The 24604-nt window shown below is 63.6% G+C and carries 19 protein-coding genes; 14 read left to right on the top strand and 5 right to left on the bottom strand.

The genetic code is table 11. From position 1 onward, the window contains the following. Positions 1-27: 27 nt before the first annotated feature. The 3 genes from AACH87_RS14720 to AACH87_RS14710 all read right to left on the bottom strand — a co-directional run bounded on the left by AACH87_RS14720 (position 28) and on the right by AACH87_RS14710 (position 3345). The gene (locus tag AACH87_RS14720) at positions 28-1182 is read right to left on the bottom strand and encodes a zinc-binding dehydrogenase (RefSeq protein ID WP_338795227.1); all 1155 of its coding nucleotides are present in this window, start codon (positions 1180-1182) and stop codon (positions 28-30) included. A gap of 265 nt (positions 1183-1447) precedes the next feature. Further along, positions 1448-2473 carry a dienelactone hydrolase gene (locus AACH87_RS14715; protein ID WP_338795224.1) on the bottom strand — a complete coding sequence of 342 codons (1026 nt, stop codon included), beginning with the start codon at positions 2471-2473 and terminating at the stop codon, positions 1448-1450. Further along, a complete protein-coding gene (locus AACH87_RS14710) occupies positions 2470-3345 on the bottom strand; it encodes a GyrI-like domain-containing protein (RefSeq protein ID WP_338795223.1) in 876 nt (291 codons plus the stop codon). The genes AACH87_RS14715 and AACH87_RS14710 overlap by 4 nt, the downstream gene beginning before the upstream one ends. Here AACH87_RS14710 and AACH87_RS14705 point away from each other — a divergent pair. Further along, entirely contained in the window at positions 3344-3649 is a 306-nt protein-coding gene (locus AACH87_RS14705; RefSeq protein WP_338795222.1) for a hypothetical protein, read from the top strand. The two genes, AACH87_RS14710 and AACH87_RS14705, sit on opposite strands and share 2 nt — an antisense overlap. A gap of 252 nt (positions 3650-3901) precedes the next feature. Here the strand turns inward: AACH87_RS14705 and AACH87_RS14700 are convergent, their stop codons facing one another. Continuing rightward, a complete protein-coding gene (locus tag AACH87_RS14700) occupies positions 3902-4333 on the bottom strand; it encodes a hypothetical protein (RefSeq protein ID WP_338795221.1) in 432 nt (143 codons plus the stop codon). 58 nt (positions 4334-4391) lie between these two features. Continuing rightward, positions 4392-4823, bottom strand: coding sequence for a hypothetical protein (locus AACH87_RS14695; protein WP_338795220.1), 432 nt, complete (start codon positions 4821-4823; stop codon positions 4392-4394). Positions 4824-5335: 512 nt separating this feature from the next. Here AACH87_RS14695 and AACH87_RS14690 point away from each other — a divergent pair. The 13 genes from AACH87_RS14690 to typA all read left to right on the top strand — a co-directional run bounded on the left by AACH87_RS14690 (position 5336) and on the right by typA (position 24575). Further along, positions 5336-6739 (top strand): MFS transporter, encoded by a 1404-nt coding sequence (locus AACH87_RS14690; protein WP_338795219.1) that lies wholly within the window; start codon positions 5336-5338, stop codon positions 6737-6739. Next, on the top strand, positions 6736-7569 hold the full coding sequence (locus tag AACH87_RS14685) for a shikimate dehydrogenase (RefSeq protein WP_338795218.1): 834 nt from the start codon (positions 6736-6738) through the stop codon (positions 7567-7569). Before AACH87_RS14690 ends, AACH87_RS14685 begins: the two co-directional genes overlap by 4 nt. 85 nt (positions 7570-7654) lie before the next feature. Next, complete coding sequence (locus tag AACH87_RS14680; RefSeq protein ID WP_338795217.1) at positions 7655-9589, top strand: TIM barrel protein; 1935 nt, start codon at positions 7655-7657, stop codon at positions 9587-9589. Between the two features lie 272 nt (positions 9590-9861). Beyond that, positions 9862-10632, top strand: coding sequence for a c-type cytochrome (locus tag AACH87_RS14675; protein WP_338798973.1), 771 nt, complete (start codon positions 9862-9864; stop codon positions 10630-10632). Beyond that, on the top strand, positions 10629-11966 hold the full coding sequence (locus tag AACH87_RS14670; RefSeq protein WP_338795216.1) for a cytochrome c: 1338 nt from the start codon (positions 10629-10631) through the stop codon (positions 11964-11966). Before AACH87_RS14675 ends, AACH87_RS14670 begins: the two co-directional genes overlap by 4 nt. Positions 11967-12026: 60 nt before the next feature. Next, positions 12027-12440, top strand: a complete 414-nt coding sequence (locus AACH87_RS14665; RefSeq protein ID WP_338795214.1) for a thioredoxin family protein — start codon at positions 12027-12029, stop codon at positions 12438-12440. Positions 12441-12502: 62 nt separating this feature from the next. Continuing rightward, a complete protein-coding gene (locus AACH87_RS14660; protein ID WP_338795212.1) occupies positions 12503-16069 on the top strand; it encodes a DEAD/DEAH box helicase in 3567 nt (1188 codons plus the stop codon). A 211-nt stretch (positions 16070-16280) separates the two neighbouring features. After that, on the top strand, positions 16281-16874 hold the full coding sequence (gene rimP, locus AACH87_RS14655; RefSeq protein ID WP_338795211.1) for a ribosome maturation factor RimP: 594 nt from the start codon (positions 16281-16283) through the stop codon (positions 16872-16874). Between the two features lie 80 nt (positions 16875-16954). Further along, positions 16955-18442 carry a transcription termination factor NusA gene (gene nusA, locus AACH87_RS14650; protein WP_338795210.1) on the top strand — a complete coding sequence of 496 codons (1488 nt, stop codon included), beginning with the start codon at positions 16955-16957 and terminating at the stop codon, positions 18440-18442. 24 nt (positions 18443-18466) lie between these two features. Next, positions 18467-21352 (top strand): translation initiation factor IF-2, encoded by a 2886-nt coding sequence (infB, locus tag AACH87_RS14645; RefSeq protein WP_338795207.1) that lies wholly within the window; start codon positions 18467-18469, stop codon positions 21350-21352. 24 nt (positions 21353-21376) lie between these two features. Continuing rightward, entirely contained in the window at positions 21377-21757 is a 381-nt protein-coding gene (rbfA, locus tag AACH87_RS14640) for a 30S ribosome-binding factor RbfA (protein ID WP_338795206.1), read from the top strand. After that, entirely contained in the window at positions 21754-22728 is a 975-nt protein-coding gene (truB, locus tag AACH87_RS14635; RefSeq protein WP_338795205.1) for a tRNA pseudouridine(55) synthase TruB, read from the top strand. The genes rbfA and truB overlap by 4 nt, the downstream gene beginning before the upstream one ends. 23 nt (positions 22729-22751) lie before the next feature. Next, the gene (typA, locus tag AACH87_RS14630) at positions 22752-24575 is read left to right on the top strand and encodes a translational GTPase TypA (protein WP_338795204.1); all 1824 of its coding nucleotides are present in this window, start codon (positions 22752-22754) and stop codon (positions 24573-24575) included. The last annotated feature ends 29 nt before the right edge of the window (positions 24576-24604 follow it).

Here is a 24604-nt window from a genome sequence, read left to right as displayed (position 1 = left end):
GCCCGTGTTGTGAAGTCGGCCCCAGCCTCAATCCAGTGATGGGTCAATCAACACCTTGGCCCCGGTATTGCGCGGGCCATAAAACGCAATGGCTTCGGCACTGAGCGCCCCCGCCAGCGACACGGTGCGTGCGTAGTGGCTGGCAAAGGTGGTCTTCAGCTCTGCTGCCACGCGTGCGCGCAAGGCCTGGGTGGCCTCGGGGCCAATCTTTTGCAGAAACGGGAACAGCAGCCACCCGCCCATGCCCCAGGCCATGCCAAAGGTGCGGTGCACTTCGGTGGGGCGGGTGTCCAGGTGGCCGTACAGGTACACCTGTTTGTGCACGGCCGATCCGTAGCGGCTGTATTCCTGGGCCTTGCGGTTGATGGCGGCCTCCATGCACTGCAGGATCTGCCCGGCCAGTGTGCCGCCGCCCGTGGCATCAAACGCAATGGTGGCGCCCGTGGCGGCCAGCGCGTCGGTCAGCTCGGCCATGAAGGTGGGCGCGCTGCTGTCGCACACATACTGCGCGCCCAGCCCGCGCAGCAGCGCTGCCTGCTCGGGCTTGCGCACGATGTTCACCAAGCCCACGCCATCTTTCTGGCAAATCTTCAGCAGCATCTGCCCCAGGTTGCTGGCCGCAGCGGTGTGCACCAACGCGGTGTGGCCCTCCCGCTTCATCGTCTCCACCATGCTCAGGGCCGTGAGCGGGTTCACAAAGCACGACGCACCTTCTGCCGCCGTGGTGCCCGGTGGCAGCACCAGGCACTGCGCAGCAGGCATGGCGCGGTATTGCGAATACATGGCTCCGCCAATCACCGCCACCGTGCGCCCCAGCAGCGCCTGCGCGGCGGGCGATGCACCGGCAGCCACCACCAGGCCCGCCCCTTCGTTGCCCACGGGCATGCTCTGGCCCACGCGTGCCGCCATGTTGGGCATGGCGCGCTCAGGAATGCGGGCCGTGGCCACGGGCCGATCTGCCGTGCCGCTGACCTGCACGGTAGACAGATCGGCAGGGCCCAGCAGCAGGCCAATGTCTGACGGGTTGATGGGCGTGGCCTGCACCTGGATCAGCACTTCGTCTGGCCCCGGTGTGGGCACGGGTGTGGGCTCCAGGCTGATCTGCAGCGTGCCATCGGGCTGCACGAGGGAGCGCAGTTGCAGGGCGGTGGTGGGGATGGTGGGGTTGTTGGCGTTGGTCATGAAGGGCTCTCCGGTGAGAAGGATGCGGCTGGAGCACGCAATTTTGCGGGTGCTGGTTTTGCAGCAAGCTACGGTGTATTTGGGGCTCTGGCGGTATGCTAAACATTAAAGCGCAGGGGCGTCGAAGTTTCCGTCGCGCAGGTGCCTCCACACGGCGGCCGCAAACTCTCGGCCAGACGATCTTTGCCTTTGAACAGGTTCTTAAAGCGTGTCGCCCACATCGGCGAGACGTTAGTGCGGTTTCTCAAAAGTTGTGCGTAGCTTCTTACTTTGCCGGAACTGCCCCTTGCACCAGATGCCGCTTCAGAAAGTTCACCACCTGCGTATTGAACGACTGATGAAAGACCACCCGGTCAAAGTTGGGCGCATCCCTGCAGATGTCGGGTGCTGCATGGACCAAGGCTGGAGGGCAGGGGGCCAGAAAGGCAAAGTGCCCGGCATCCGCCACATGCCACTCGGGTGGCTGTGGCAAGTCATCGCGCAAGGCTTGCACGCTTGCGAGGGTCACACCGTCTCCTCCGTGGGCTGAGGCCCAGAGCTGGATTGGGGCATTGACAGGCTCCAACCCCTTGGCGTCAAACATCGTCAGCGGGTCCACAATGACCGCCGCCCGCATGCGTGGGTCTGCCGCAGGCGGTGCGGGCAGTTCGTGGCGCTGGATTTCTGCGCACAGGGGCAGGGAAGATCGGGCCGGGCACAAGTCGGGGCGCAGTGTCCAGCGGGGTTGGGCACCCAGTGCCACCAGGCCGGTATACCCCCCGCGAGAGAAGCCGAACAGACCGATCTGCATCGGGTTCAGTTGCGCATGCTGGGGCCAGGTGCTCAGCATGTAGTCGGCCAGACGTCGCATGTCGATTGGGCGTGTGGCAAAGGCCGACAGATGCCCTTGACGGCTCAGATCGCGAAAGTTGTCGCCAGGGTGGTGGATGGCCGCCACCACAAAGCCCGCATCTGCCAGCGCGGTAGCGGTGTCGTGGTGCCCCAGGGCCGAACCGCCCGAGCCGTGCGATACCAGCACCAGTGGCAGTTGCGTGCCTTCTACAGGGCAGTCGCGCGTACCCTCAATGACCAACGGTGACAACACCATGCGCTCTGCCGGAGCTTTGCAGGGCGACCACACAGCGCCTTGTAGCGCAGGGCCATCAGGGCCTGCAGGTATCTCGATAAAACGGATGCCTGCGGCATGGGATGCGAGGGTTGCAAGGCCGCAAATGGCCAGTAGCAGACGGCGGATTTGGGACTGGAGTTGGCGTTGTGTTTGGCGCTGCCAATGAACAAGATGAAGAGTCATGCACTGTGGCCCGCAGGCCGGATGGGAATGAGCAGATCGGTACGCAGCGCGTCCAGCGTCGCATCTCGGGGGGAGTTGAGGTAATGCTCCAGCACTGGTCGGTCATCGGGTTCGTAGCCGCTGGCAGGGAGCCAGCGCCGATGCAACGCTGCCAGCGCGGCATTGATGCGGGTGTAGGGCCCATGCAAGGTGTGGCGGGCGTAAAGCCCGGCGGGAATATGCAGCATCTCCAGCCCGCAGTCAGGAGGTGGCGCATTGCTGGCAACGGCGGCTGCAGCGTAGTACCGAAAGCCTGTGCGGTCGTCAGGGTCTCCAAACACAGCGCCCAGCCTTGCTGTGGCGCAGGCACCGCGTTGCAGGTACAGCTGCCGCTGGGTATGCGCAATGGTGGCAGGTGGGCCCACGTGGCGCAGGGCCTGCACATGCTGCGCAGGCCGCTCCACCAAAGTCACTTCCAGTATGGCGGGGCTGTAGGCGCTGCTGCTGTCTGTATGGCTGTCACGCCCTTTCAATGCCACGCGGTGCATGTCGTGCTGAAAAGCGCGGGGCGACTGCCCCGTGAACTGGCCGAAGGCGCGGGTGAAGGCCTGAGGGCTTTCATAGCCCACAGCCAGCGCCACCTCGGTCACGCTGCACTGGCCTTGCTCCAATAGCTGTGCAGCCTGCGTCAGCCGCACACGGCGCACCGTGGCCGCTACGCTCTCGCCCGCCACGGCGCAGTACACGCGGTGAAAGTGGAATGGCGAAAAATGCGCCAACGCTGCCAGGTCATCCAGCCGATGCGCATGCAGCGGATTCGCCACGATGTGCGCCACCACGCGAGCCACGCGTTCGCGGTACTGGTGTTCGGCTCGGGTGGGGTTGCTGCGCATGACAACCGAGTGTGCCGCAGGCTGGGCGGGCGTGCTTAGCCGATCTTGCGGTTTGGCAGCACCCAAGCCATGCGACGGTGGAGCAGGAGAGCGCGACCGGTTGTGGCTGTCACGCTATGCGGCGTTTCAGGTGGCGTCTGGTGTGCCGCCGGAGCATGCAGCCAGGGCGCGGGACAAGATTGCGGCGGAGTTGGCAGTGCTGACACCGCAGGAGGATGAGGCAGCTTTGCGCGAGGCGGGGTTCCGCGATGTGCGGTTGTTTTATGTGGGGTTTGCGTTCAGGGGGTGGGTGGCGTGCGCATGATCGGGATGACAGTACGCAATCGACCAGAAGCCGGTGGTGGTGACTGGTGCAAGCGGGTGCTTAACGTTGGCGGTGCGTGGCGTGCAGCCCAGGCTGCGAAGCGGCTACCTGCCGCGGAGTGTTCGTAACGAGCGATGCGTTCAGGGCGGTTAACACAACCCCTGGCGTTGTTGTTTCGTCTTGTCGTACCTGATGTACTGCCTGCGACGGAACACCTGGCCAGGGCCGCTTCGCTGGGTCGTGTTAGCCGCTCTAAGCATCATCCACGAGGCCAAGGCAGTCGCAGACGAAGGGGACATCTTGCTCGAAATTTGCATCCCAGAAGACGTCGCATAGCCCCTCCCATCTGAACTGGATGCGCCCATCAGCGATGTTGCCGAAAACAATCCTGCAGTTGCGAACGTCGTGATGTCCGAAGACATACATGGTTCCTTCCTCAGGATGGGGATCATCGGCTTCGTCTTTCCACGAAGTAGCTTGCCCTTGAAGCTCAACCGCGTTTTTCGCGGAAAGATGCAGGCCTTGGTGGTACAGGTAGGGTGCCCAACTTTCTCCATCAAACTCTTTGTCGTGTGTTTCGATCTCGACACACCAGTTCTCCCCAAGACGCTTGATCTCGGCCAGCCTCACTTCGAAAGCTCTATCGCGGAGTGTGAGTCGTCCAATGGATTTCACGATGTTCAACGTGTAAGTGACTGGACGCCGTGGACGATCTAGTTGACTGTAAAGTTGGGACTGAAATTCACGGTTGTGTGCCCTCAGCCGTCTTGCGATAACTGACCATACGACCGACGAGATTGTCATTAACCACGAACTCGGAGGAGCTGACGGAAACTAGCGCAAAGGTTGCGTAACGCATGCCTCCGCCGGAATACTGGCGCCCGTTCTCTTGCAAGAAACGGCGTTTGAGGTTCGTACCATCGAAAGACCACTCGCCAGCATATTCTCGGTGTTCCGACCTACCGTTTTGTGACGTAACGAGAATGCGATCGACAAACTTCCCGTCAGCACCCAACGAAAGAACACGACGAGCTTGCTCACCCTCAACATTGTCTTCGCGGAGCCAAGTGCCAACTAGCTTCGTACGCGTTTCCTCAATACGCAGGCTGTCGGCGTTCTCGCAGCCAGTCATAAACAGCAGGATGAGGAAGAATATGAAAAGAGCGCGCGTCATCTAAGTCTGAACGTAATGTTGACCGCAAAGCCTGTTGGATGTTCTGAGCACCGATCTCCCCTGCAGGCGGCTTGCAGCGTGGGTTTACGAGGAGTGACCTGTTCAAACGCACAGGTATAAAAATGCCGTGAAACCCTGCACACATTAAGTCAACAAACTATAGCTTGATGTGGGCAGACACTTGAATTCCCAATGTACGCAGTAGCAAGTCAGTGGTGACTTCCGGGGGGCTCTTCTGAACCATGGCTCATGGGTCCCAACAGTACCCCCTGAAATAGAGTTGAGTTGCGGCGCAACCTCTCCTCGCAAACTGGATTGTTTCCACACAGTTTGCAAATCTGAAGCATATGGAGGCCGAGCGTCCTCCACGCTTGTCGCACCCCAACCGTACCCCGCAGGCTTTCTGACACTGTCACACCCTCTAGGGTTTGCCCTAATCAATAAATAACGTACTAGTTCGTACATTTCATGCACTTTTGACAAAACAGTGCGCTTTCTTGCGCCGGATGTGCATGACTTCCCAAGTTTCCAAGCCTGCCTCGGCGGCGGGCACCAACAGTCACAACCCCCGCAAGGCCGCATTGGCCAGCTGGATCGGTAGCGCTGTCGAGTACTACGACTTTTTCATTTACGGCACGGCAGCGGCGCTGGTGTTTGGCAAGCTGTTTTTCCCGTCGGTCAACCCGCATCTGGCCAACGTGGCGGCGTTTGCCACGTTTGGTGTGGCCTACATCACCCGGCCCCTGGGGGCGGTGCTGCTGGGGCACATTGGCGACAAGTTCGGGCGCAAGAAGGTGCTCACGCTCACGCTGCTGTTGATGGGGTTGTCCACCTTCACCATCGGCTTGCTGCCCACGTATGACCAGATTGGTTTTGCCGCACCCGTGCTGCTGGTGCTGATGCGTTTGCTGCAGGGCATCTCGGCGGCGGGCGAGCAGGCCGGGGCCAATTCGATGACGCTGGAGCATGCGCCAGAACATCGCCGCGCCTTCTTCACCAGCTTCACGCTGTCGGGCACGCAGGCAGGGCTCATCCTGGCCACGCTGGTGTTCATTCCCATCTCTGCCTTGCCGGAGGATCAGCTCCTGGCCTGGGGCTGGCGCATTCCGTTCATGCTGAGCGCGGTGGTGGTGGCGGTGGGCTTCTGGGTGCGCCGCACCTTGCCAGAGACGCCCGCGTTTGAAGAAGACGCGCAGGCCAAGGGCAAGGCCAAGCTGCCGGTGGTAGAGCTGTTTACCCAGCACAAGGCGCAGGTGCTGCGCGTGGTGTTTGCCGCGCTGGTGTCGGTGGTCAGCACCATCTTCAGCGTTTTCACGCTGTCGTATGCGGTCAACACCGTGCATATTCCGCGTGCCACGATGCTGACGGTGCTGGTGCTGGCCAACGTGGTGGCGCTGGGCGCGATTCCGCTGTGGGCCACGCTGTCTGACCGCATGGGCCGCCGCCCGGTGTTCATCCTGGGCGCTCTGGGCTCTGCCGCGCTGATCTGGCCCTACATGTGGGCGCTGAGCACGGCCAACATTCCGCTGATTTTTGCGCTGGGCATTTTGCTGTCGGGCGTGGTGTACAGCGCGGCCAACGGTGTGTGGCCCGCCATGTATGGCGAGATGTTTGACACCCGCGTGCGCCTGTCTGGCATGGCCATCGGCACGCAGCTGGGCTTTGCGCTGGGCGGCTTTGCGCCATCCATCAGCGCCGCCATTTTGGGTGATGGGCCCACGGGCTGGATGCCGGTGGCGGCGTTCACCACTGCCGCTGCCGTGGTGTCGGCCCTGTCGGCCTTCACCGCGCGGGAAACCTACCGTGTGCCCATGGCTCAGTTGGGCAAGCTGGGCGCGCAAGAGGCTTCTACCGCAGGCCCTGCAACATCCGCCGCAGCCTCTGCAACGGCACAGCGTGGAGCACAAACCGCATGATCTCCGGCAAAACGCAACTTATCGCCCACCTGGGCTACCCCACGGAGTCGTTCAAGGCTCCCATGATCTACAACCCCTGGTTTGAAAAGCAGGGCATTGATGCTGTGGTGGTGCCCATGGGCGTCAAGCCCGAGGACTACACCGCCACGCTGGCCGCGCTCTCGCGCTTTACCAACCTCAAAGGCGCGTTGGTGACCATGCCGCACAAGGTCACCACCTTGTCGTTGGCCGATGAAATCACACCCACGGCGCGCATTGCCGGGGCCTGCAACGCACTGCTGCTGCGGCCTGATGGCACCTGGCTGGGCGACCAGTTTGATGGCGCGGGCTTTGTGCGCGGCCTGCTGCGCAAGGGGCGCACGCTGCGCGGGGCACGGGTCATTGTGTCGGGCGCGGGCGGCGTGGGCTCGGCCATTGCGGCATCACTGGCGGCAGAAGGCGTGGCCCAACTCAGCCTGTTTGACACCTATGCCGCCAGCGCAGAGGGCCTGGCCGAACGCCTGCGCGCCCACTACCCGCAACTGGTGGTACAGACGGGCTCCAACGACCCGGCTGGTTTTGATGTGGTGGTGAACGCCACACCGCTGGGCATGAAAGAGGGCGACCCGCTGCCCTTTGATGTGGACCGCATCGACGCCGGGGCCATGGTGGGCGAGGTGGTGATGAAGACCGAATACACCCCGCTGCTGCAGGCCGCGCTGGCCAAGGGCTGCGGCGTGCAGGTGGGCACCGACATGCTGTTCGAGATGATTCCTGCTTACCTGGAATTTTTTGGCTACGGCACCGCCACGGCCGACGAGCTGCGCGCTGTGGCGCAGATCAAGTACTGACGCAGCCACAGCCTGGGCGGGTGCCACACCCGCCCGTCTGCTGCGCCCTTGTGAACCATTGATTGCCGAGAACCGAGGTGTGAACATGCGCCGATCCATCGCCACCGTGTCGTTAAGCGGAACCCTGCGCCAGAAGCTGGAGGCCATTGCCGCCGCCCGGTTTGACGGGGTGGAGCTGTTTGAGCCCGACTTCATCAGCTTTCCGGGCAGCGCCCGCGAGCTGCGCCAGCAGGCCGCAGACCTGGGCCTGGGCATTGACCTGTACCAGCCATTTCGTGACTTTGAAGGCATGCCGGATGACCTGTTCCGCCGCAGCCTGGACCGCGCCGAGCGCAAGTTTGATGTGATGCAGGAGCTGGGTTGCCCGCTGATGCTAGTGTGCTCCAACACATCGCCCGCATCGCTGGGCGATGCCGAACGTGCCGCCGCACAACTGCACGAGCTGGCCGAGCGCGCCAGCCGCCGCAACCTGCGCATTGGCTACGAGGCGCTGGCCTGGGGCAAGTGGGTCAACCTCTACCAGCAAGCGTGGAACATCGTGCAGAAGGCCGACCACCCGCACCTGGGGCTGATTCTGGACAGCTTTCACACCCTTTCGCTGCGCGACGACCCGATGGGCATTGCCGACATTCCAGGGGAGCGAATCTTCTTTGTGCAGATGGCCGATGCGCCGCTGCTGGCGATGGATGTGATCCAGTGGGCGCGGCACCACCGCAACTTTCCTGGCCAAGGGCAGCTGGATGTAGAGACCTTTTTTGAGCAGGTGCTGCTGGCGGGCTACACGGGTAACCTGTCGCTGGAAATCTTCAACGACGTGTTCCGCGAAACGCCCAACCGCCGCACCGCGCTGGACGCCATGCGCTCGCTGCTGTTTTTGGAGAGCGAATGCAAGAGTCGCCTGGCCGCCCGCGCCCAGCAAGGCACGGACGAGGCCCGCGCCCCCGCAGCCACCCGGGCGTTGCAGCGGCTGGACCTGGCCACGCCGCCCGCCGCGCAGCCCCTGGGCGGCTTCAGCTTCATCGAGTTTGGGGTGGACGAGGCCACGGGCAAGGCGCTGGCCAGCACCTTCACTGCCTTGGGCTTTAAGCACACGGGTCGCCACCGCAGCAAGGCGGTGGACTTGTACTGCCAGGGCGATATACAGTTCGTCATCAACACCCAGCCGGGGTCGGAGGCGCGGCAGCGCTTTGACGAGCTGGGCCCCTCGGTGTGCGCCATGGGGCTGGTCGCGCCCGACCCGGTGCAGGCCGCCAACCGCGCGGCAGCGCTGCTGTCGGCCCGGCATGTGAGCCCGCTGGGCCCGAACGAGCTGCAACTGCCCGCCATCATCTCGCCCGGCGGCGCAGTGGTGCACTTTGTGCACGCAGGCTCCACGCTGGATGCCGACTTTGTCGCCCCCGTACCGCGTGCGCCGGTGCCCGCACCGGGGGGGCTGACGCATGTGGATCACATGGCGCTGGCCCTGGCGCACGACCAGCTGGACACCTGGACCCTGTTTGGCAAGGCCATTCTGGGCCTGACCGCGGGCGAGGCGCTGGAGCTGGCCGACCCCTTTGGCCTGATCCGCAGCTGCGCGCTGAGCAATGCCCAGCGCAGCCTGCGCATGGTGCTCAACGTCTCCAAAAGCCAGCGCACCCGCACGGCGCAGCAGGTGCGTGCCACGGGCCGATCGGGCGGCGGCGTGCACCACATTGCGCTGGCCACGCAAGACATTTTTGCCACCGTGCAGACCCTGCAGGCCCAGGGCGTGAAGTGGCTGCCCATCAGCCCCAACTATTACGAAGACCTGCTGGCCCGCCTGGACCTGGACGAGGCCCTGGTGCGCCGCATGCAGGCGCTGAACATCGTGGCCGATGTGTCGCCGGGTGGCGGGCGCTTTCTGCACGCCTACACCGAACCCTTTGCCGACCGCTTCTTCTTTGAAGTGGTGCAGCGCGAAGGCGGCTACGACGGCTACGGTGCCGTGAATGCCTCGGTGCGCATGGCAGCGCAGGAGCAGGCGCGCAGCGCTGCGCAGTGAGGCTGTACGGGCGCGCGGCGGGGCAGGGGGTACCATCGCCCTGCCTGAATTGCGGGCCCAAAGTGGCTGTAGCGCTTTCAGGATAAGCGCAAGCAGCTATGGATTTGATAGTGGTGGGCGCGGGGGTGACTCTGCGGTGCGCCAGCTTCACACGTCGCCTGGGTGGGCCGTTGCATCTGCTCTGCCTGTGGATGCATGCCCCTGCACCTGTGCTGCTGCGCAGCGGGCGCGTAAAGTGGCAGGTGCTGCGTATTGCCTCCACACAACGACCCATGATCGACTTTTTACGTACCCGGCTGCGCCCGGTGGCGCTGTGGGGCGCCACTTTGGCTTGCTGTGCCGCGGCTGCGGCACCCGGCCCCGCTGATCCCGTTTCTGTCTCTGCCCCCGCGCTCTCGGCTGCCACGTTGCCAGCCGACATGGCATCGCGCGTGCTGGCGTGTACCGCCTGCCACGGCAAGGAGGGCAGGGCCACGCCAGAGGGGTACTTTCCGCGCATTGCGGGCAAGCCTGCGGGGTATCTCTACAACCAGCTGCTCAACTTTCGCGACGGCCGCCGCAGCTATCCGCAGATGGGCTACCTCATCGAGCACCTGACCGATGGCTATCTGCGCGAGATGGCCGTGCACTTTGCGGCGCTGGACTTGCCGTACCCACCGCCCCCTGCACCGCAGGGCACGGCAGCCCAGCTGGAGCAGGGCCGGGCCCTGGTGCAGCAGGGCGATGCGGCGCGCAAGATTCCCGCCTGCGTGCAGTGCCATGGCGCGGCCATGACCGGGGTGTCGCCCTCGATTCCCGGCCTGCTGGGCCTGCCGCGTGATTACCTCAACAGCCAGCTGGGGGCGTGGAAAACCGGCCAGCGCAAGGCCCAGGCCCCTGACTGCATGGCCGAAGTGGCCCGCCAGCTCACGCCTGACGATGTCAGCGCCGTATCGGCCTGGCTGGCTGCGCAGCCTGTGCTTGGCAACGGCAAGCCCGCCACCCGCCTGCCTGCGCCCCTGCCCGTGCGCTGCGGCGGTGTGGCCGAAGGGGGGCAGCCATGAATATGTCGCTGGTGCTGCGCAGGGTGTCTGGCGTGATGGCGGCCCTGGGCATAGCGGCTGCGGGGTTGATTGCCCTGAACCTGCGGGGTGAAGACCCCTTGCCCGCCAACGAAACCCTCCAATCCACGCCCGCCCTGGTGGCGCAGGGCGAGTATCTGGCCCGGGTGGGCAACTGCATGGCCTGCCACACAGGGCAGGGTGGCGCACCCTTTGCCGGGGGGCGGGGCATAGAAACGCCGTTTGGCCTGGTTTACAGCCCCAACCTCACCCCCGACAAGGCGACGGGGCTGGGTGCATGGACTTCGGCCGAGTTCTGGCGCGCCATGCACAACGGGCGCAGCAAGGATGGGCGGCTGCTGTACCCCGCGTTTCCGTACAACAGCTACACCCATGTCACGCGGGCAGACTCTGACGCGATCTTTGCCTATCTGCAAAGCCTGCCGCCCGTGGCCCAGGCCAACCAACCGCATGTGCTGCGCTTTCCGTACAGCACGCAGGCAGCGCTGGGGGTGTGGCGTGCGCTGTTCTTCAGCCCGGCGGACCCGGCTGCACCGGCCTCGGCCCCACCGCCGCAGGCTTTAGCAGCGGCCCAGGTGCCTGCGTACCAGCGGGGGGCGTATCTGGTGAACGGTCTGGGCCACTGTGCGGCCTGCCACACGCCGCGCAACAGCCTGGGGGCCGAGCAGCAGGGCCAGGCCCTGGCTGGCGGGCTTATCCCCGTGCAGAACTGGCTAGCCCCGGCGTTGACCGACCCTGCCCAGGCAGGCGTGCAGCGCTGGCCGCAGGCCGATGTGGTGGCTTTGCTGAAAACCGGCGTGGCCCCGCAGGCGTCGGTCATCGGCCCCATGGCCGAGGTGGTGTACCGCAGCACCCAGTATTTGAGTGATGCCGACGCGCAGGCCATGGCGGTTTACCTGCAAGCGCTGCCGCCGCATGCCAGTAAGCCCGCCACCTCGTCCGCGCCCGTGGCTTTAAGCAGCACCGCCATGCAGCGGGGGGCCAAGGTGTACGAGGCGCAGTGTGCCCAGTGCCACGGCAACCAGGGGCAGGGCCGCACCGATGCGGCGGGCCAACCGGCCTTCCCGCCGCTGGCAGGCAACCGCGCCGTGGTGCTGGCAGACCCGACCAACCTGGTACGCGTGGTGTTGCAGGGCGGCTATCTGCCTGCCACGGCGGGCAACCCCCGCCCGCACGGCATGCCACCGTTTCAGCACCTGCTGGGCGATGAAGACGTGGCCGCAGTTGCCACCTTTGTGCGCAACAGCTGGGGCAACCAGGCCCCGGCAGTGGGTACCATCGAGGTTTACCGCGCCCGGGAACGGCGCGGCCTGTGATCCCGCTGTGATCCTGTTTTAGCCCTGGCCCGCGCTGTGTGGGCTGGAGGAGTTGAACCAATGCCTAGCCCTGCCGCCCTGCCTGTTGAATCCAACGCTGCCTCCACCCCCGGCCCCCAGCCCAGCGGCTGGTGGGCCGTGTGTCTGTGCGCTGGCTGGTGCGGCACCTGCCGCGACTACCGTGCCCTGTTTGATGCACTGGCCCAGGCCCACCCGGATGTGCGCTTTGAGTGGGTGGATATTGAAGATGAGTCCGAACTGGCGGGGGATCTGGATGTGGAAACCTTCCCTACGCTGCTGATTGCGGATGGCACCAAAGCGCATTTTCTGGGCCCCTTGCTGCCCCAGGCCGCTGTGCTGGAGCGGCTTTTGACCACGCTGCGCAGCGGCGCGCCCTCGGGTGCCGCCACCGATCCCATGGCGCAGGAAGTGTTTGACCGCGTGCGTGCCGAGCGCACGGCTGCATCGGCATGATGCTATTTAATTGATAGCTGTCTGCGCTTTATTTATAAGCGCTAGAAGCACTTTTAACCCTGATGTCAGAAACCTTCTGGTTCGACCCCGAATCCTTGCACGCCCTGTGCGAGGACGGCCCCTGGATGCGGGGCAAGGCATTGCTGGCCCAGGGCACCGTGGGCATGCCGCAGTTGCAGGCGGTGGAAGAAGGCTGGCATCTGCAGGGCGTTGTGCATGGGGCTCAGCAGCCCCCTTATGCCGTTGCCGTCACCATGGCGGTGATGCCCGATGGCCAGGTGGACTACTGGCGGGGAACCTGCGAGTGCCCGGTGGGCCGCCAGTGCAAGCATGCCGTGGCCCTTATGCTGAAAGCCGCGCGCCTGCCTGTCAGTGAGCAGGTGCGTGCCGCCAGCGCCCCGCGCAAGCCCAGCGCCGCAGTGGCTTCTCATTCGGTGCGCGAGCGTATGGCCGCCGTGCAGCAGGCCGAAGCCCAGGCACAGCTCATCAACTGGCTTCAGGCCCTGGATGCGGCGGGAGGGGAGGGGCGGACCACACCGGTAGACCCTGCAGTGCGGCCGGAACAGTATCTGTACTTGGTGTCTGTGGTGGGGGCCTTGCGCCAGCCGCCGCAATTGCAGCTGGAGGCTGTGGTCTCGTATCCCAAGGTCACGGGCGGGTGGGCCAAACCCAAGCAGGTGCGCACCCAGCCAGCCAGAGGGCAGGCGGTGTATGACCAGGCCAGCGATACCGACCGCGAAGTGCTGCAACTGCTGCGCGCCATGCCGCGCAGCCAGACCTATTACTCGGCCTACAGTGGCGCCCCCTGTGCCGTGCTGGAAGGCCCGGTGGGCGTGCTTGCTCTGCAGCAGGCCGCCTCCACAGGCCGTCTTTTTGCGGATGCCGGTGGAAGCACGGTGGGTGAGCCGATGCAATGGGGCGCGGCCCGCCCCCTGCAATGGCAGTGGCACGAAGTACCGGCACCTGCCGGGGCGCTGGTAGATGAGCCCGCATGGCAGCTGCGTGCCACATTGGCGGGCGGCACGGGAACCCTGTGCCACAACAGCCCGCCCTTGTTTGTGGATGTGGAGCAGGGCGCGTGCGGGCCTGTGGACATTGGCCCCCTCAGTCCGGCCCAGCTGGAGGTGTTGCTCAAGGCCCCTGCGCTCAAGGTTTCTGCCCTGCAAAAACACCAGGACGAGCTGGTCCGCAGCCTGCCTGGCGTGCCCTTGCCCCCGGTGGTCCAGGCACTGGCCCGCATTGACGGGGTGGTGCCCCAGCCTTGCCTGCATCTGGACCGGGTGCCTGCGGCAGAGCGCATGCAACGGGGGCTGCTGGCTGCGCGCCTCACCTTCAATTACCAGGGCTGCCGCGGCTGGTGGCCGGGGCAGGGCGCTGCCGTGGTGGTGGAGGCTGAAGACTCGGGTCAGGGTACGCGTGTGCTGCTGCAACGCGACATGCGGGCCGAGCTGGCGGCGGTAGAGGCTTTGTCCCGCCTGGGTTTGCTGGCCACTGACGATGGTCGGTTTGGCCTGTCCGGTGGGCAATCGCAGCAGCCGTGGCTGCAATGGGCGGATGACGGCTTTGCGGTGTTCAGCGCACTGGGGTTTGAGGTTACCCAGGCCCCGTCGCTGCAGGGCTGGGTGGCCCATGGGCAGGCGGTCACTGTCGATTGGTCTGCGGCAGGCAGTGCTGCTGCAGCGGCCAATGGTCCGCTGGGCGATGGGGGGGCAGATCAGCCGGTTCCCCGCTTGGCGGTCGCGCCCGGCAGCGCGATGGCTGCGGACACAGCAGATGGGGAGGTATCACCCTGGTTTTCGCTGTCGCTGGGCGTGGAGGTGGACGGCCAGCGCCACAACGTGCTGCCCTGGCTGCCCGACCTGATAGCCCAGGCCGCCCAGCAGCCGCTGGACCCTGCAACAGGCCAGCCCCAGTTGCCGCCCTATGTGTATGTGCCACGGGGCGGCGCTGAGGGCGATGCCGGGGACGGGTTTATCCGCCTGCCCACCGGGCCCCTGCGTCCCTGGCTGGCCGCTTTGCTGGAACTGGCCGGAGAGCGCCGTGGCGACTTCGCACAGGGCAGCCTGCGCTTGTCGCGCATGGAGGCCTTGCGTGCCAGCGCCGCGCTGGGCGAGGGCGTGGCATGGAGCGGGCTGGAAACATTGCGGAATTTGCTGGGAGTGCTGAACGGCAGCGTGCCCATGACCGATGTGCCCGTGCCTGCCAGCGTGCAGGCCGCGCTGCGCCCTTATCAGCAGCAAGGCCTGAACTGGCTGCAGTTTTTGCGCGCCCATGGTCTGGGGGGCATCCTGGCAGACGACATGGGGCTGGGTAAAACGCTGCAGACACTGGTGCACATCCAGGTCGAAAAAGATGCAGGCCGCCTCACGGCTCCCGCGCTGGTCATTGCGCCCGTCAGCCTGATGGGCAACTGGCACAGCGAGGCGCAGCGGTTTTGCCCAGGGCTGCGCACCCTGGTGCTGCACGGCAAGGACCGGCACGACCACGAAGCATCGGTGGGCGCACACGATCTGGTGATTGCCCCTTATTCACTGCTGCAGCGCGACCGGGAGCGCTGGCTGCAGGAGCCCTGGCATCTGGTGGTGCTGGACGAAGCGCAGAACATCAAGAACGCCAGCACCAACGCGGCTCAGGTGGTATCGAGCCTGCAGGCGCGGCACCGGCTGTGTCTGTCAGGCACCCCCATGGAAAACCACCTGGGCGAAATCTGGAGCTTGTTCCATTTTTTGATGCCCGGATTTCTGGGCAGCCAGCAGCGTTTTCGCGAACTGTTCCGCCATCCGATTGAAAAACAGGGCGACAGCGGCCGCCTGGCCCAGTTGCGGGCACGCATTGCACCTTTCATGCTGCGGCGGACCAAGGACCTGGTGGCGGCAGAACTGCCACCCAAGGTGGAGACCGTGATGCGGGTGGAGCTGACCGGTGCGCAGGCGGATCTGTACGAAACCATTCGTCTGGGCACCGAGAAGGCGGTGCGCGAGGCCTTGAGTTCCAGGGGGCTAGCCAAGTCCCACATCACCATTCTGGATGCGCTGCTCAAGCTGAGGCAGGTGTGTTGCGATCCCCATCTGGTGCCATTGGAAGCCGCCCGGCAGGTACAAGAATCCGCCAAGCTGGCCCAGTTGATGGAGTTACTGCCCGAAATGCTTGCCGAGGGGCGGCGGGTGCTGGTGTTTTCGCAGTTCACCAGCATGCTGGGGCTGATCGAGGCAGAGCTGAAAGCCAGAGGCTTGACCTGGGTCAAGCTAACGGGGCAGAGCCAAAAGCGCGAAGAAATCATTGGCCGCTTTACCCGCGGCGAGGTGCCGTTGTTTCTCATCAGCCTGAAGGCGGGAGGGGTGGGGCTGAACCTGCCCCAGGCCGACACGGTGATCCACTACGACCCCTGGTGGAACCCCGCTGCAGAGGCGCAGGCCACAGACCGCGCCCACCGCATCGGCCAGATGCAGAGCGTGTGGGTGGTCAAAATGGTGGCGCAGGGCACGATTGAAGAGCGTATCCTGGCCCTGCAAGAGCGCAAGGCGCAACTGGCCGCCTCGGTCTACGGGGCGGACGCCACCCGCCGCGAGGCTTTGTTGACAGAGGCGGACCTGCAGGAGCTTTTACTGCCCTTGGGCGCACTTGAGTGATGTGTCACTTGCGTTGCAGCCATAACGCGCTGCAGGACTTGCCCATTGCAAATCAATGCGTTAAAGAGTACAATACAGTTCTCACGACCAAACGGGCGGGTACCAACCGCCCGTTTTTTTTGGTCGTTTGGTTTTGGAGCTCGAAGCTGTCAGAGGGTGGTCTTCTGGGGGTTATCGGGTTTTTTGTTTTTCCCGGGATTGAACTGAACACGTGGCACTGCAGCAAGTCGTTGAACAAACTGTGATCGGTCTGGGCTATGACCTGGTAGAGATTGAACGCTCTGCCGGTGGCCTTTTGCGCATCACCATTGATTTGCCCTGGGTGGCGCCCGCCGCTGACGCGCCCGCCCCCCTGCTCGAGCAGTTTGTCACCGTGGAAGACTGCGAAAAAGTCACCCGCCAGCTGCAATTTGCGCTGGAAGTCGATGGCGTCGAATACAAGCGCCTGGAAGTGTCATCCCCAGGCATTGACCGCCCCTTGCGGCACGAGCAGGACTTTGTGCGCTTCGAAGGCTCGGTCATCGACATCACCTTGAAGGCGCCCATGGGCGCGGCAGCGGCCGGTCAGGTCAGCGCCAATCGCAAAAAATTTCGCGGCACGCTGGAGCGGGCCGAAGCTGGTGGCTGGCAGATCGTCTGGCGGGATGAGCCCGCAGTCAAGCCAGGCCAGAAGGTCAGCAAAAAGCGCGCTCCCGCGCCTTTGCAGGCGTTGGGCTTCACTCTGGATGAGTTGCGCGATGCGCGCCTGGCGCCCATCGTTGACTTCAAGGGGCGAGCCAACAAGGCGGGGCAGGATCCCGCCTGAGTCGCACACAAGAAATATGGGATGGCAGGTTGCACCGCGTGACCAGCATCTTCGGGTGATTGAAATAGGAGAGTCGTCGCATGAATCGCGAATTGTTGATGTTGGTTGAGGCCATTTCGCGCGAGAAGAACGTGGAGCGTGACGTGGTCTTGGGCGCGGTGGAATCGGCCCTGGCCCAGGCTACCAAGAAGCTGTATCCGGGCGAAGTGGATATCCGTGTGTCCATCGATCGTGACAGCGGCAACTACGAGACTTTCCGCCGCTGGCTGGTGGTGCCCGATGACGCCGGTCTGCAGAATCCCGACGCCGAAGAACTGCTGATGGATGCCCGCGAGCGCGTGCCCGAGATCGAGGTTGGTGAGTACATCGAAGAGGGTGTCGAGTCTGTGCCTATCGGCCGTATCGGTGCCATGGCGGCCAAGCAGGTCATCCTGCAGAAAATCCGCGATGCCGAGCGCGAAATGCTGCTCAATGACTTCATGTCGCGTGGCGAAAAGATCTTCACCGGCACGGTCAAGCGCATGGACAAGGGTGACATCATTGTCGAATCCGGTCGCGTGGAAGGCCGTCTGCGCCGCAGCGAAATGATCCCGAAGGAAAACCTCCGCAGTGGCGACCGTGTGCGCGCCATGATCATGGAAGTGGACCTGACCTTGCGCGGCGCTCCCATCATCCTGTCCCGCTCGGCCCCCGAGTTCATGATCGAGCTCTTCCGCCAGGAAGTGCCTGAAATCGAGCAAGGCCTGCTGGAGATCAAGAGCTGCGCCCGTGATCCTGGCTCGCGTGCCAAGATTGCCGTGTTGAGCCATGACAAGCGCGTGGACCCCATCGGCACCTGCGTCGGTGTACGCGGCACCCGTGTGAACGCGGTAACCAACGAACTCGCTGGCGAGCGTGTTGATATCGTGCTGTGGTCTGAAGACCCGGCCCAGTTCGTGATTGGCGCCCTGGCACCTGCCAATGTCTCGTCCATCGTGGTGGACGAAGAAAAGCACGCCATGGATGTGGTAGTTGATGAAGAAAACCTGGCCATTGCAATTGGCCGTGGTGGCCAGAACGTGCGTCTGGCTTCCGACCTCACGGGGTGGAAGATCAACATCATGGATGCGGCTGAATCCGCCCAGAAGCAAGCCAACGAGTCAGACGCTGCACGCCGCCTGTTCATGGAAAAGCTGGATGTGGACGAGGAAATCGCCGACATCCTGATCTCCGAAGGCTTCTCCAGCCTGGAAGAGGTGGCCTATGTGCCACTGCAGGAAATGCTGGAGATTGAAGCGTTTGACGAAGATACCGTGAATGAGCTGCGCGCCCGTGCCAAGGACGCGCTGCTGACCATGGAAATCGCCCGTGAGGAAAGCGTGGAAGAAGTCTCTCAAGACCTGCGCGACCTTGAAGGCATGACCCCCGACCTGATTGCCAAGCTGGCAGAAGGCGGTGTGCATACACGTGACGACCTGGCCGATCTGGCCATTGATGAGCTGACCGACCTGACCGGACAGTCCGCAGAGGAAGCCAAGGCCTTGATCATGAAGGCCCGCGAACACTGGTTCGCGGCAGGGCAAGAGTAAAGGTCAGGGAGGCACGAACCAAATATGTCCAGTAATACTGTCGCCGAGTTCGCTAACGAACTCAAGAAATCGCCTGAAACCCTGCTTGACCAGCTCAAGGCTGCTGGCGTGGGCAAGAATGCTGTGTCGGATCCACTGACCGAGTCGGACAAGCAAAAGCTGCTGGCCTACCTGCAGGCCAGCCACGGTACCGCTTCGGGTGACCGCAAGAAGATCACCATGGTGAAGAAGTCCACCAGCGAGATCAAGCAAGCCGATGCCACGGGCAAGGCACGCACGATCCAGGTGGAAGTGCGCAAGAAGCGCACCTTCATCAAGCGCGACGAAACTGCCGAAGGCGCTGAGCAGGAAGAGTCCAACGCCGCAGCAGCCGTTCTACAATCGGCTCCCGAACCTGTTTCCGCACAGGACCAGGAGTTGGTCCGTCGTGAGGAAGAGGCGCGCAATCAGGCCGAGCTGATCCGTCGCCAGGAGGCCGAATTGGCCGCCAAACGTGCTGAACGTGAAGAACGTGAACGCCGCGAGCGCGAAGCCGAAGAGCGCGCTGCTGCCTACGCCGCCCAGGAGGCTGCCAAGAAGGCCCAGGCCTCTGCACAACAGCAGGAAGCCACCCGCGAGCAGCAGGCTGAAGCGGCTGCCCGTGCTGCTGCCCAGACCGAAGCCCGCGAAAAGGCCGCTGCAGAAGCCAAGGCCCGTGCCGAAGAAGAGGCTGCACGTGCCCGTGACCTGGAAGAGCGTCGCCGCAAGGCCCTGGCCGAAGCTGAAGCCATCCGCGCAATGATGGCTGCGCCCAAGAAAACGGTCATGGTGGCCAAGAAGCCCGAGGAGCCCAAGCCAGCGGCAAAGCCTGCTGCAACCGGCGATGCCAAGAAGGGCACGTTGCACAAGCCTGCCGTTGGTACCGGCACAGGCCCACGCAACGCTGGTGCACCTGCACCTTCCGCCCCCGGTTCCGGCAGTGGCAAGGAGGTCAAGTCGGCCAAGCTGTCGTCCAGCTGGGCCAATGACACGGCCAAGAAGAAGGAAATCAAGACCCGCGGCGACAGCAGTGGCGGCGTGGGACGCAACAACTGGCGTGGTGGCCCGCGTGGCCGCCGCGGCAACGACCGCGATCAGCGTGACGACCACCAGCAGTCCGCACCGGTGGAAGCGCGCGTGCTGGAAGTGCACGTGCCAGAAACCATCACGGTGGCAGAGCTGGCCCATAAGATGTCCATCAAGGCATCTGAAGTGATCAAGTCGCTGATGAAGATGGGCCAGATGGTCACCATCAACCAGCCTCTGGACCAGGACACCGCCATGATCGTGGTGGAAGAAATGGGCCACAAGGCCGTGGTGGCAGCCCTGGATGACCCAGAAGCCTTCACCGACGACGAAGTGGGTCAACAAAATGCAGAGGTTCTGCCTCGCGCTCCTGTGGTCACCGTCATGGGCCACGTAGACCATGGCAAGACCTCGCTGCTGGACTACATCCGCCGCGCCAAAGTGGCAGCGGGCGAAGCCGGTGGCATTACCCAGCACATTGGTGCCTACCACGTGGAAACTCCACGCGGCATGGTTTCGTTCCTGGATACCCCCGGTCACGAGGCCTTCACGGCCATGCGTGCCCGCGGTGCCCAGGCAACCGATATCGTGATTCTGGTGGTGGCTGCGGATGACGGCGTGATGCCCCAGACCAAGGAAGCCATCAAGCACGCCAAGGCTGCGGGTGTTCCTATCGTGGTAGCTATCACCAAGGCAGACAAGCCTGATGCCAACCCCGACCGCGTCAAGCAGGAGCTGGTGGTCGAAGAGGTCGTGCCCGAAGAGTACGGCGGCGATTCGCCTTTTGTGCCCGTCTCCTCCAAGACCGGCATGGGCATTGACGAGCTGCTGGAGCAAGTGCTGCTGCAGGCCGAAGTGCTGGAACTGAAGGCACCGGTAGACGCCATGGCCAAGGGTCTGGTGATCGAAGCCCAGCTCGACAAGGGCCGCGGCCCGGTGGCGACGGTGCTGGTGCAGTCCGGTACGTTGAAGGTGGGCGACATTGTGCTGGCCGGCCAGACCTATGGCCGCGTGCGTGCGATGCTGGACGAAAACGGCCGTGTGGCCAAGTCTGCAGGTCCTTCCATTCCCGTGGAAATCCAGGGTCTGTCCGACGTGCCACAGGCGGGTGATGAGTTCATGGTGCTGGCCGACGAGCGCCGTGCCCGCGAAATCGCCACCTACCGTGCAGGCAAGTTCCGCAACACCAAGCTGGCCAAGCAGCAGGCTGCGAAGCTGGAAAACGTGTTCTCCGAGATGACTGCGGGCGAGGTCAAGACCCTGCCCATCATCATCAAGGCCGACGTGCAAGGCTCGCAGGAAGCGCTGGCAGCCTCACTGCTCAAGCTCTCGACCGACGAGATCCGTGTGCAGCTGGTGTACGCGGGCGTGGGCGGTATCAGCGAGTCCGACATCAACCTGGCGATTGCCTCCAAGGCCATCGTCATCGGGTTCAACGTGCGTGCCGATACCGGTGCCCGCAAGACGGCTGAGTCCAACGATGTGGACATCCACTACTACAACATCATTTACGACGCAGTCGATGAGTTGAAGGCAGCGATGTCCGGCATGCTGGCCCCCGAGCAGCGCGAGGAAGAAATCGGTACGGCCGAAATCCGCACCGTGTTCGTGGCCTCCAAGATCGGTACCGTGGCGGGTTCTTACGTCACGTCCGGTCAGGTCACCCGCAACTGCAAGTTCCGCCTGCTGCGCGACAACATCGTCATCTACACCGGCGATGTGGAATCGGTGCGCCGCCTCAAGGACGATGTCAAGGAAGTCAAGGAAGGCTTCGAGTGCGGTATCAAGCTGCGCAACTACAACGACATCAAGGAAGGCGACCAGCTGGAGTTCTTCGAGATCAAGGAGATCGCACGTACGCTGTAATGCGGACGATGCAAAAGCGACGACATGGCAGCGAAGAAGTCCTCCACCCCTAACCGTTCCTTCAAGGTGGCCGATCAGATCCAGCGCGATCTGACGGAGCTGATCGCCCGCGAACTGAAGGATCCGCGCGTGGGCATGGTCACCCTGCAGGGCGTGGAGGTCACGCCTGACTACGCCCACGCCAAGGTGTTTTTCAGCCTGCTCGTGGGTGACCCAGAGGAGACCCAGGCCGCCCTCAATCAGGCGGCGGGTTTCCTGCGCAATGGCTTGTTCAAGCGGTTGCACATCCACACCGTGCCTACGCTGCATTTCGTGTTTGACCGCACCACCGAACGTGCGGCTGACATGAACGCCCTGATTGCGCGTGCCGTGGCTTCCCGTTCAAAAGACGACGACGCACCATGACTGAACGCGCTCCCCGCATCCGGGTGCAGCGGCGCCCGGTGCACGGAGTGCTGTTGCTCGACAAACCGCTGGGCCTGTCCAGCAACGACGCTTTGCAAAAAGTGAAGTGGTTGTTGCGCGCTGAAAAAGCGGGGCACACCGGCACCCTTGACCCTTTGGCCAGTGGCGTACTGCCCCTGTGCTTTGGTGCCGCGACCAAGTTCAGCCAGCTGCAGCTGGAAGCGCCCAAGACCTACGAAGCTGTCGCATTGCTGGGGGTGACCACGTCCACCGGTGATGCGGAAGGCGAGGTGCTGCAGCGGCGGCCTGTGGATCTGGCGGCTCTGACGCAGGAGCGCATTGCCCAGGTGCAACAGCAGTTCACCGGGCCTATCCGCCAGGTGCCGCCCATGCACAGTGCCCTCAAGAAAGATGGCAAAGCGCTGTACGAATATGCACGCGCTGGGATCGAGGTGGAGCGACCTGCGCGTGACGTGGTCATTCATGCACTGAAATTGACCCTGGAGCAGACGGATCAAGCGCAGGCAGCTATCAGAATGATAGTGACCTGCAGCAAGGGAACCTACATCCGTACCCTGGGTGAGGATGTGGGCGCGGCGCTCGGACCTGGAGCCCATCTGGTGTTTTTGCGGCGTATCGACACCGGAGGCCTGGGCGTGGAGCGCTGCGTGACTTTGGCGCAGCTGGAGGCCATGGAAGAGGCGGAGCGCATGCGCTGCCTGGAGCCGGTGCAGTCCTTGCTTGCAGGGCATACGACTGTCACGCTCGACAGCGACAATGCAGGCCGATTCCTTTCGGGCATGCGGCGACGAGGCCCCTGGCCTGATGCGGCTGCGGTGGCGGTGTTTGGCGACAAGCCGCGCGCACTGCTGGGTGTTGGCCACACCGTGGGTGGGGAACTGGTGCCTGACCGGCTCCTGAGCCCTCTGGAGATTCAACAGATTTTGGAAAGTACGCACGCCGCAGGCTGAAAGAGCGGCAGATTGGAACCACTATGAGCAAACAAATCCGCAATATTGCGATCATCGCCCACGTTGACCATGGCAAGACGACCATGGTGGACCAACTGCTGCGCCAGTCCGGCACCTTTGCCGACCACGAAAAGGTCGTCGATACCGTGATGGACAACAACGCCATCGAAAAAGAGCGCGGCATCACCATCCTGGCCAAGAACTGCGCCGTGAGCTGGGAAGGCACCCACATCAACATCGTGGACACCCCCGGTCACGCGGACTTTGGCGGTGAGGTGGAGCGTGCCCTGTCCATGGTCGACAGCGTGGTGCTGTTGATCGACGCGCAGGAAGGCCCCATGCCCCAGACGCGTTTCGTGACCAAGAAGGCCCTGGCCCTGGGCCTGCGCCCCATCTTGGTCGTGAACAAGGTGGACAAGCCCGGTGCCAACCCCGACAAGGTCGTGAACGCAGCGTTCGACCTGTTCGACAAGCTGGGTGCCACGGATGAGCAGCTGGACTTCCCCGTGGTGTACGCCTCGGGTATCAACGGCTGGTCTTCTCTGGAAGAAGGCGCTCCAGGCGAGCAGTGGGGCCCCGACATGTCGGCCCTGTTCAACACCATCCTGAAGCACGTGCCCCCGAACTCCGGTAACCCAGAGGCACCGCTGCAGCTGCAGATTTCCGCGCTGGACTTCTCCTCGTTTGTGGGCCGCATCGGCGTGGGCCGTATCAGCCAGGGCACACTCAAGCCCGGACAAGACGTGGTGGTGATGGAAGGGCCGGATGGCAAGACGACCAAGGGCCGCGTGAACCAGGTGCTGACCTTCCAGGGCCTGGATCGCATGCAGACGCCCCTGGCTGGCCCAGGCGACATCGTGCTGATCAACGGCATCGAAGACATCGGTATCGGCGTGACTGTGACCGACCCTGTCAACCCAGCGCCGCTGCCCATGCTGAAGGTGGACGAGCCCACGCTGACCATGAACTTCTGCGTGAACACCTCGCCCCTGGCAGGCCGTGAAGGCAAGTTTGTGACCAGCCGCCAGATCTGGGACCGTCTGCAAAAAGAACTGCAGCACAACGTGGCCCTGCGCGTGAAGGAAACCGACGAAGACGGCATTTTCGAAGTGTCTGGCCGGGGTGAACTGCACCTGACCATCCTGCTGGAAAACATGCGCCGCGAAGGTTACGAGCTGGCCGTCTCCAAGCCCCGCGTGGTGTTCAAGGACATCGATGGCGTCAAGCATGAGCCTATCGAACTGGTGACAGCCGACATCGAAGAAGGCCACCAGGGTGGCGTGATGCAAGCCCTGGGTGAGCGCAAGGGCGAGCTGGTGAACATGGAGCCGGACGGCCGTGGTCGTGTGCGTCTGGAGTACCGCATTCCCGCCCGTGGCCTGATCGGCTTTACCAACGAGTTCCTGAACCTGACACGCGGTTCTGGCCTGATCTCCAACATCTTTGAAGGCTACGAGCCACACAAGGGTGATATCGGTGGCCGCAAGAACGGTGTGCTGATCTCGATGGACGACGGTGAAATCTTCACCTACGCCCTGGGCAAGCTGGATGACCGTGGCCGCATGTTCGTAAAGGCTGGCGACCCCGTGTACGAAGGCATGATCGTCGGTATCCACAGCCGCGACAACGATCTGGTGGTGAACGCGACCCGTACCAAGCAGCTCACCAACTTCCGCGTGTCTGGCAAGGAAGACGCGATCAAGATCACGCCCCCGATCGACCTCACGCTGGAATACGGCGTCGAGTTCATCGAGGACGACGAGCTGGTCGAAATCACGCCCAAGTCGGTGCGTCTGCGCAAGCGCCACCTGACCGAAAACGAACGCAAGCGCGCAGGCCGTTCCTGATCATTGATGGAAGTTGGTGAATAGGCGCA

It is taken from the genome of Acidovorax sp. DW039, from assembly GCF_037101375.1.
GTDB lineage: Bacteria > Pseudomonadota > Gammaproteobacteria > Burkholderiales > Burkholderiaceae_C > Acidovorax.
This window is presented reverse-complemented; position numbering and strand designations above follow the sequence as displayed.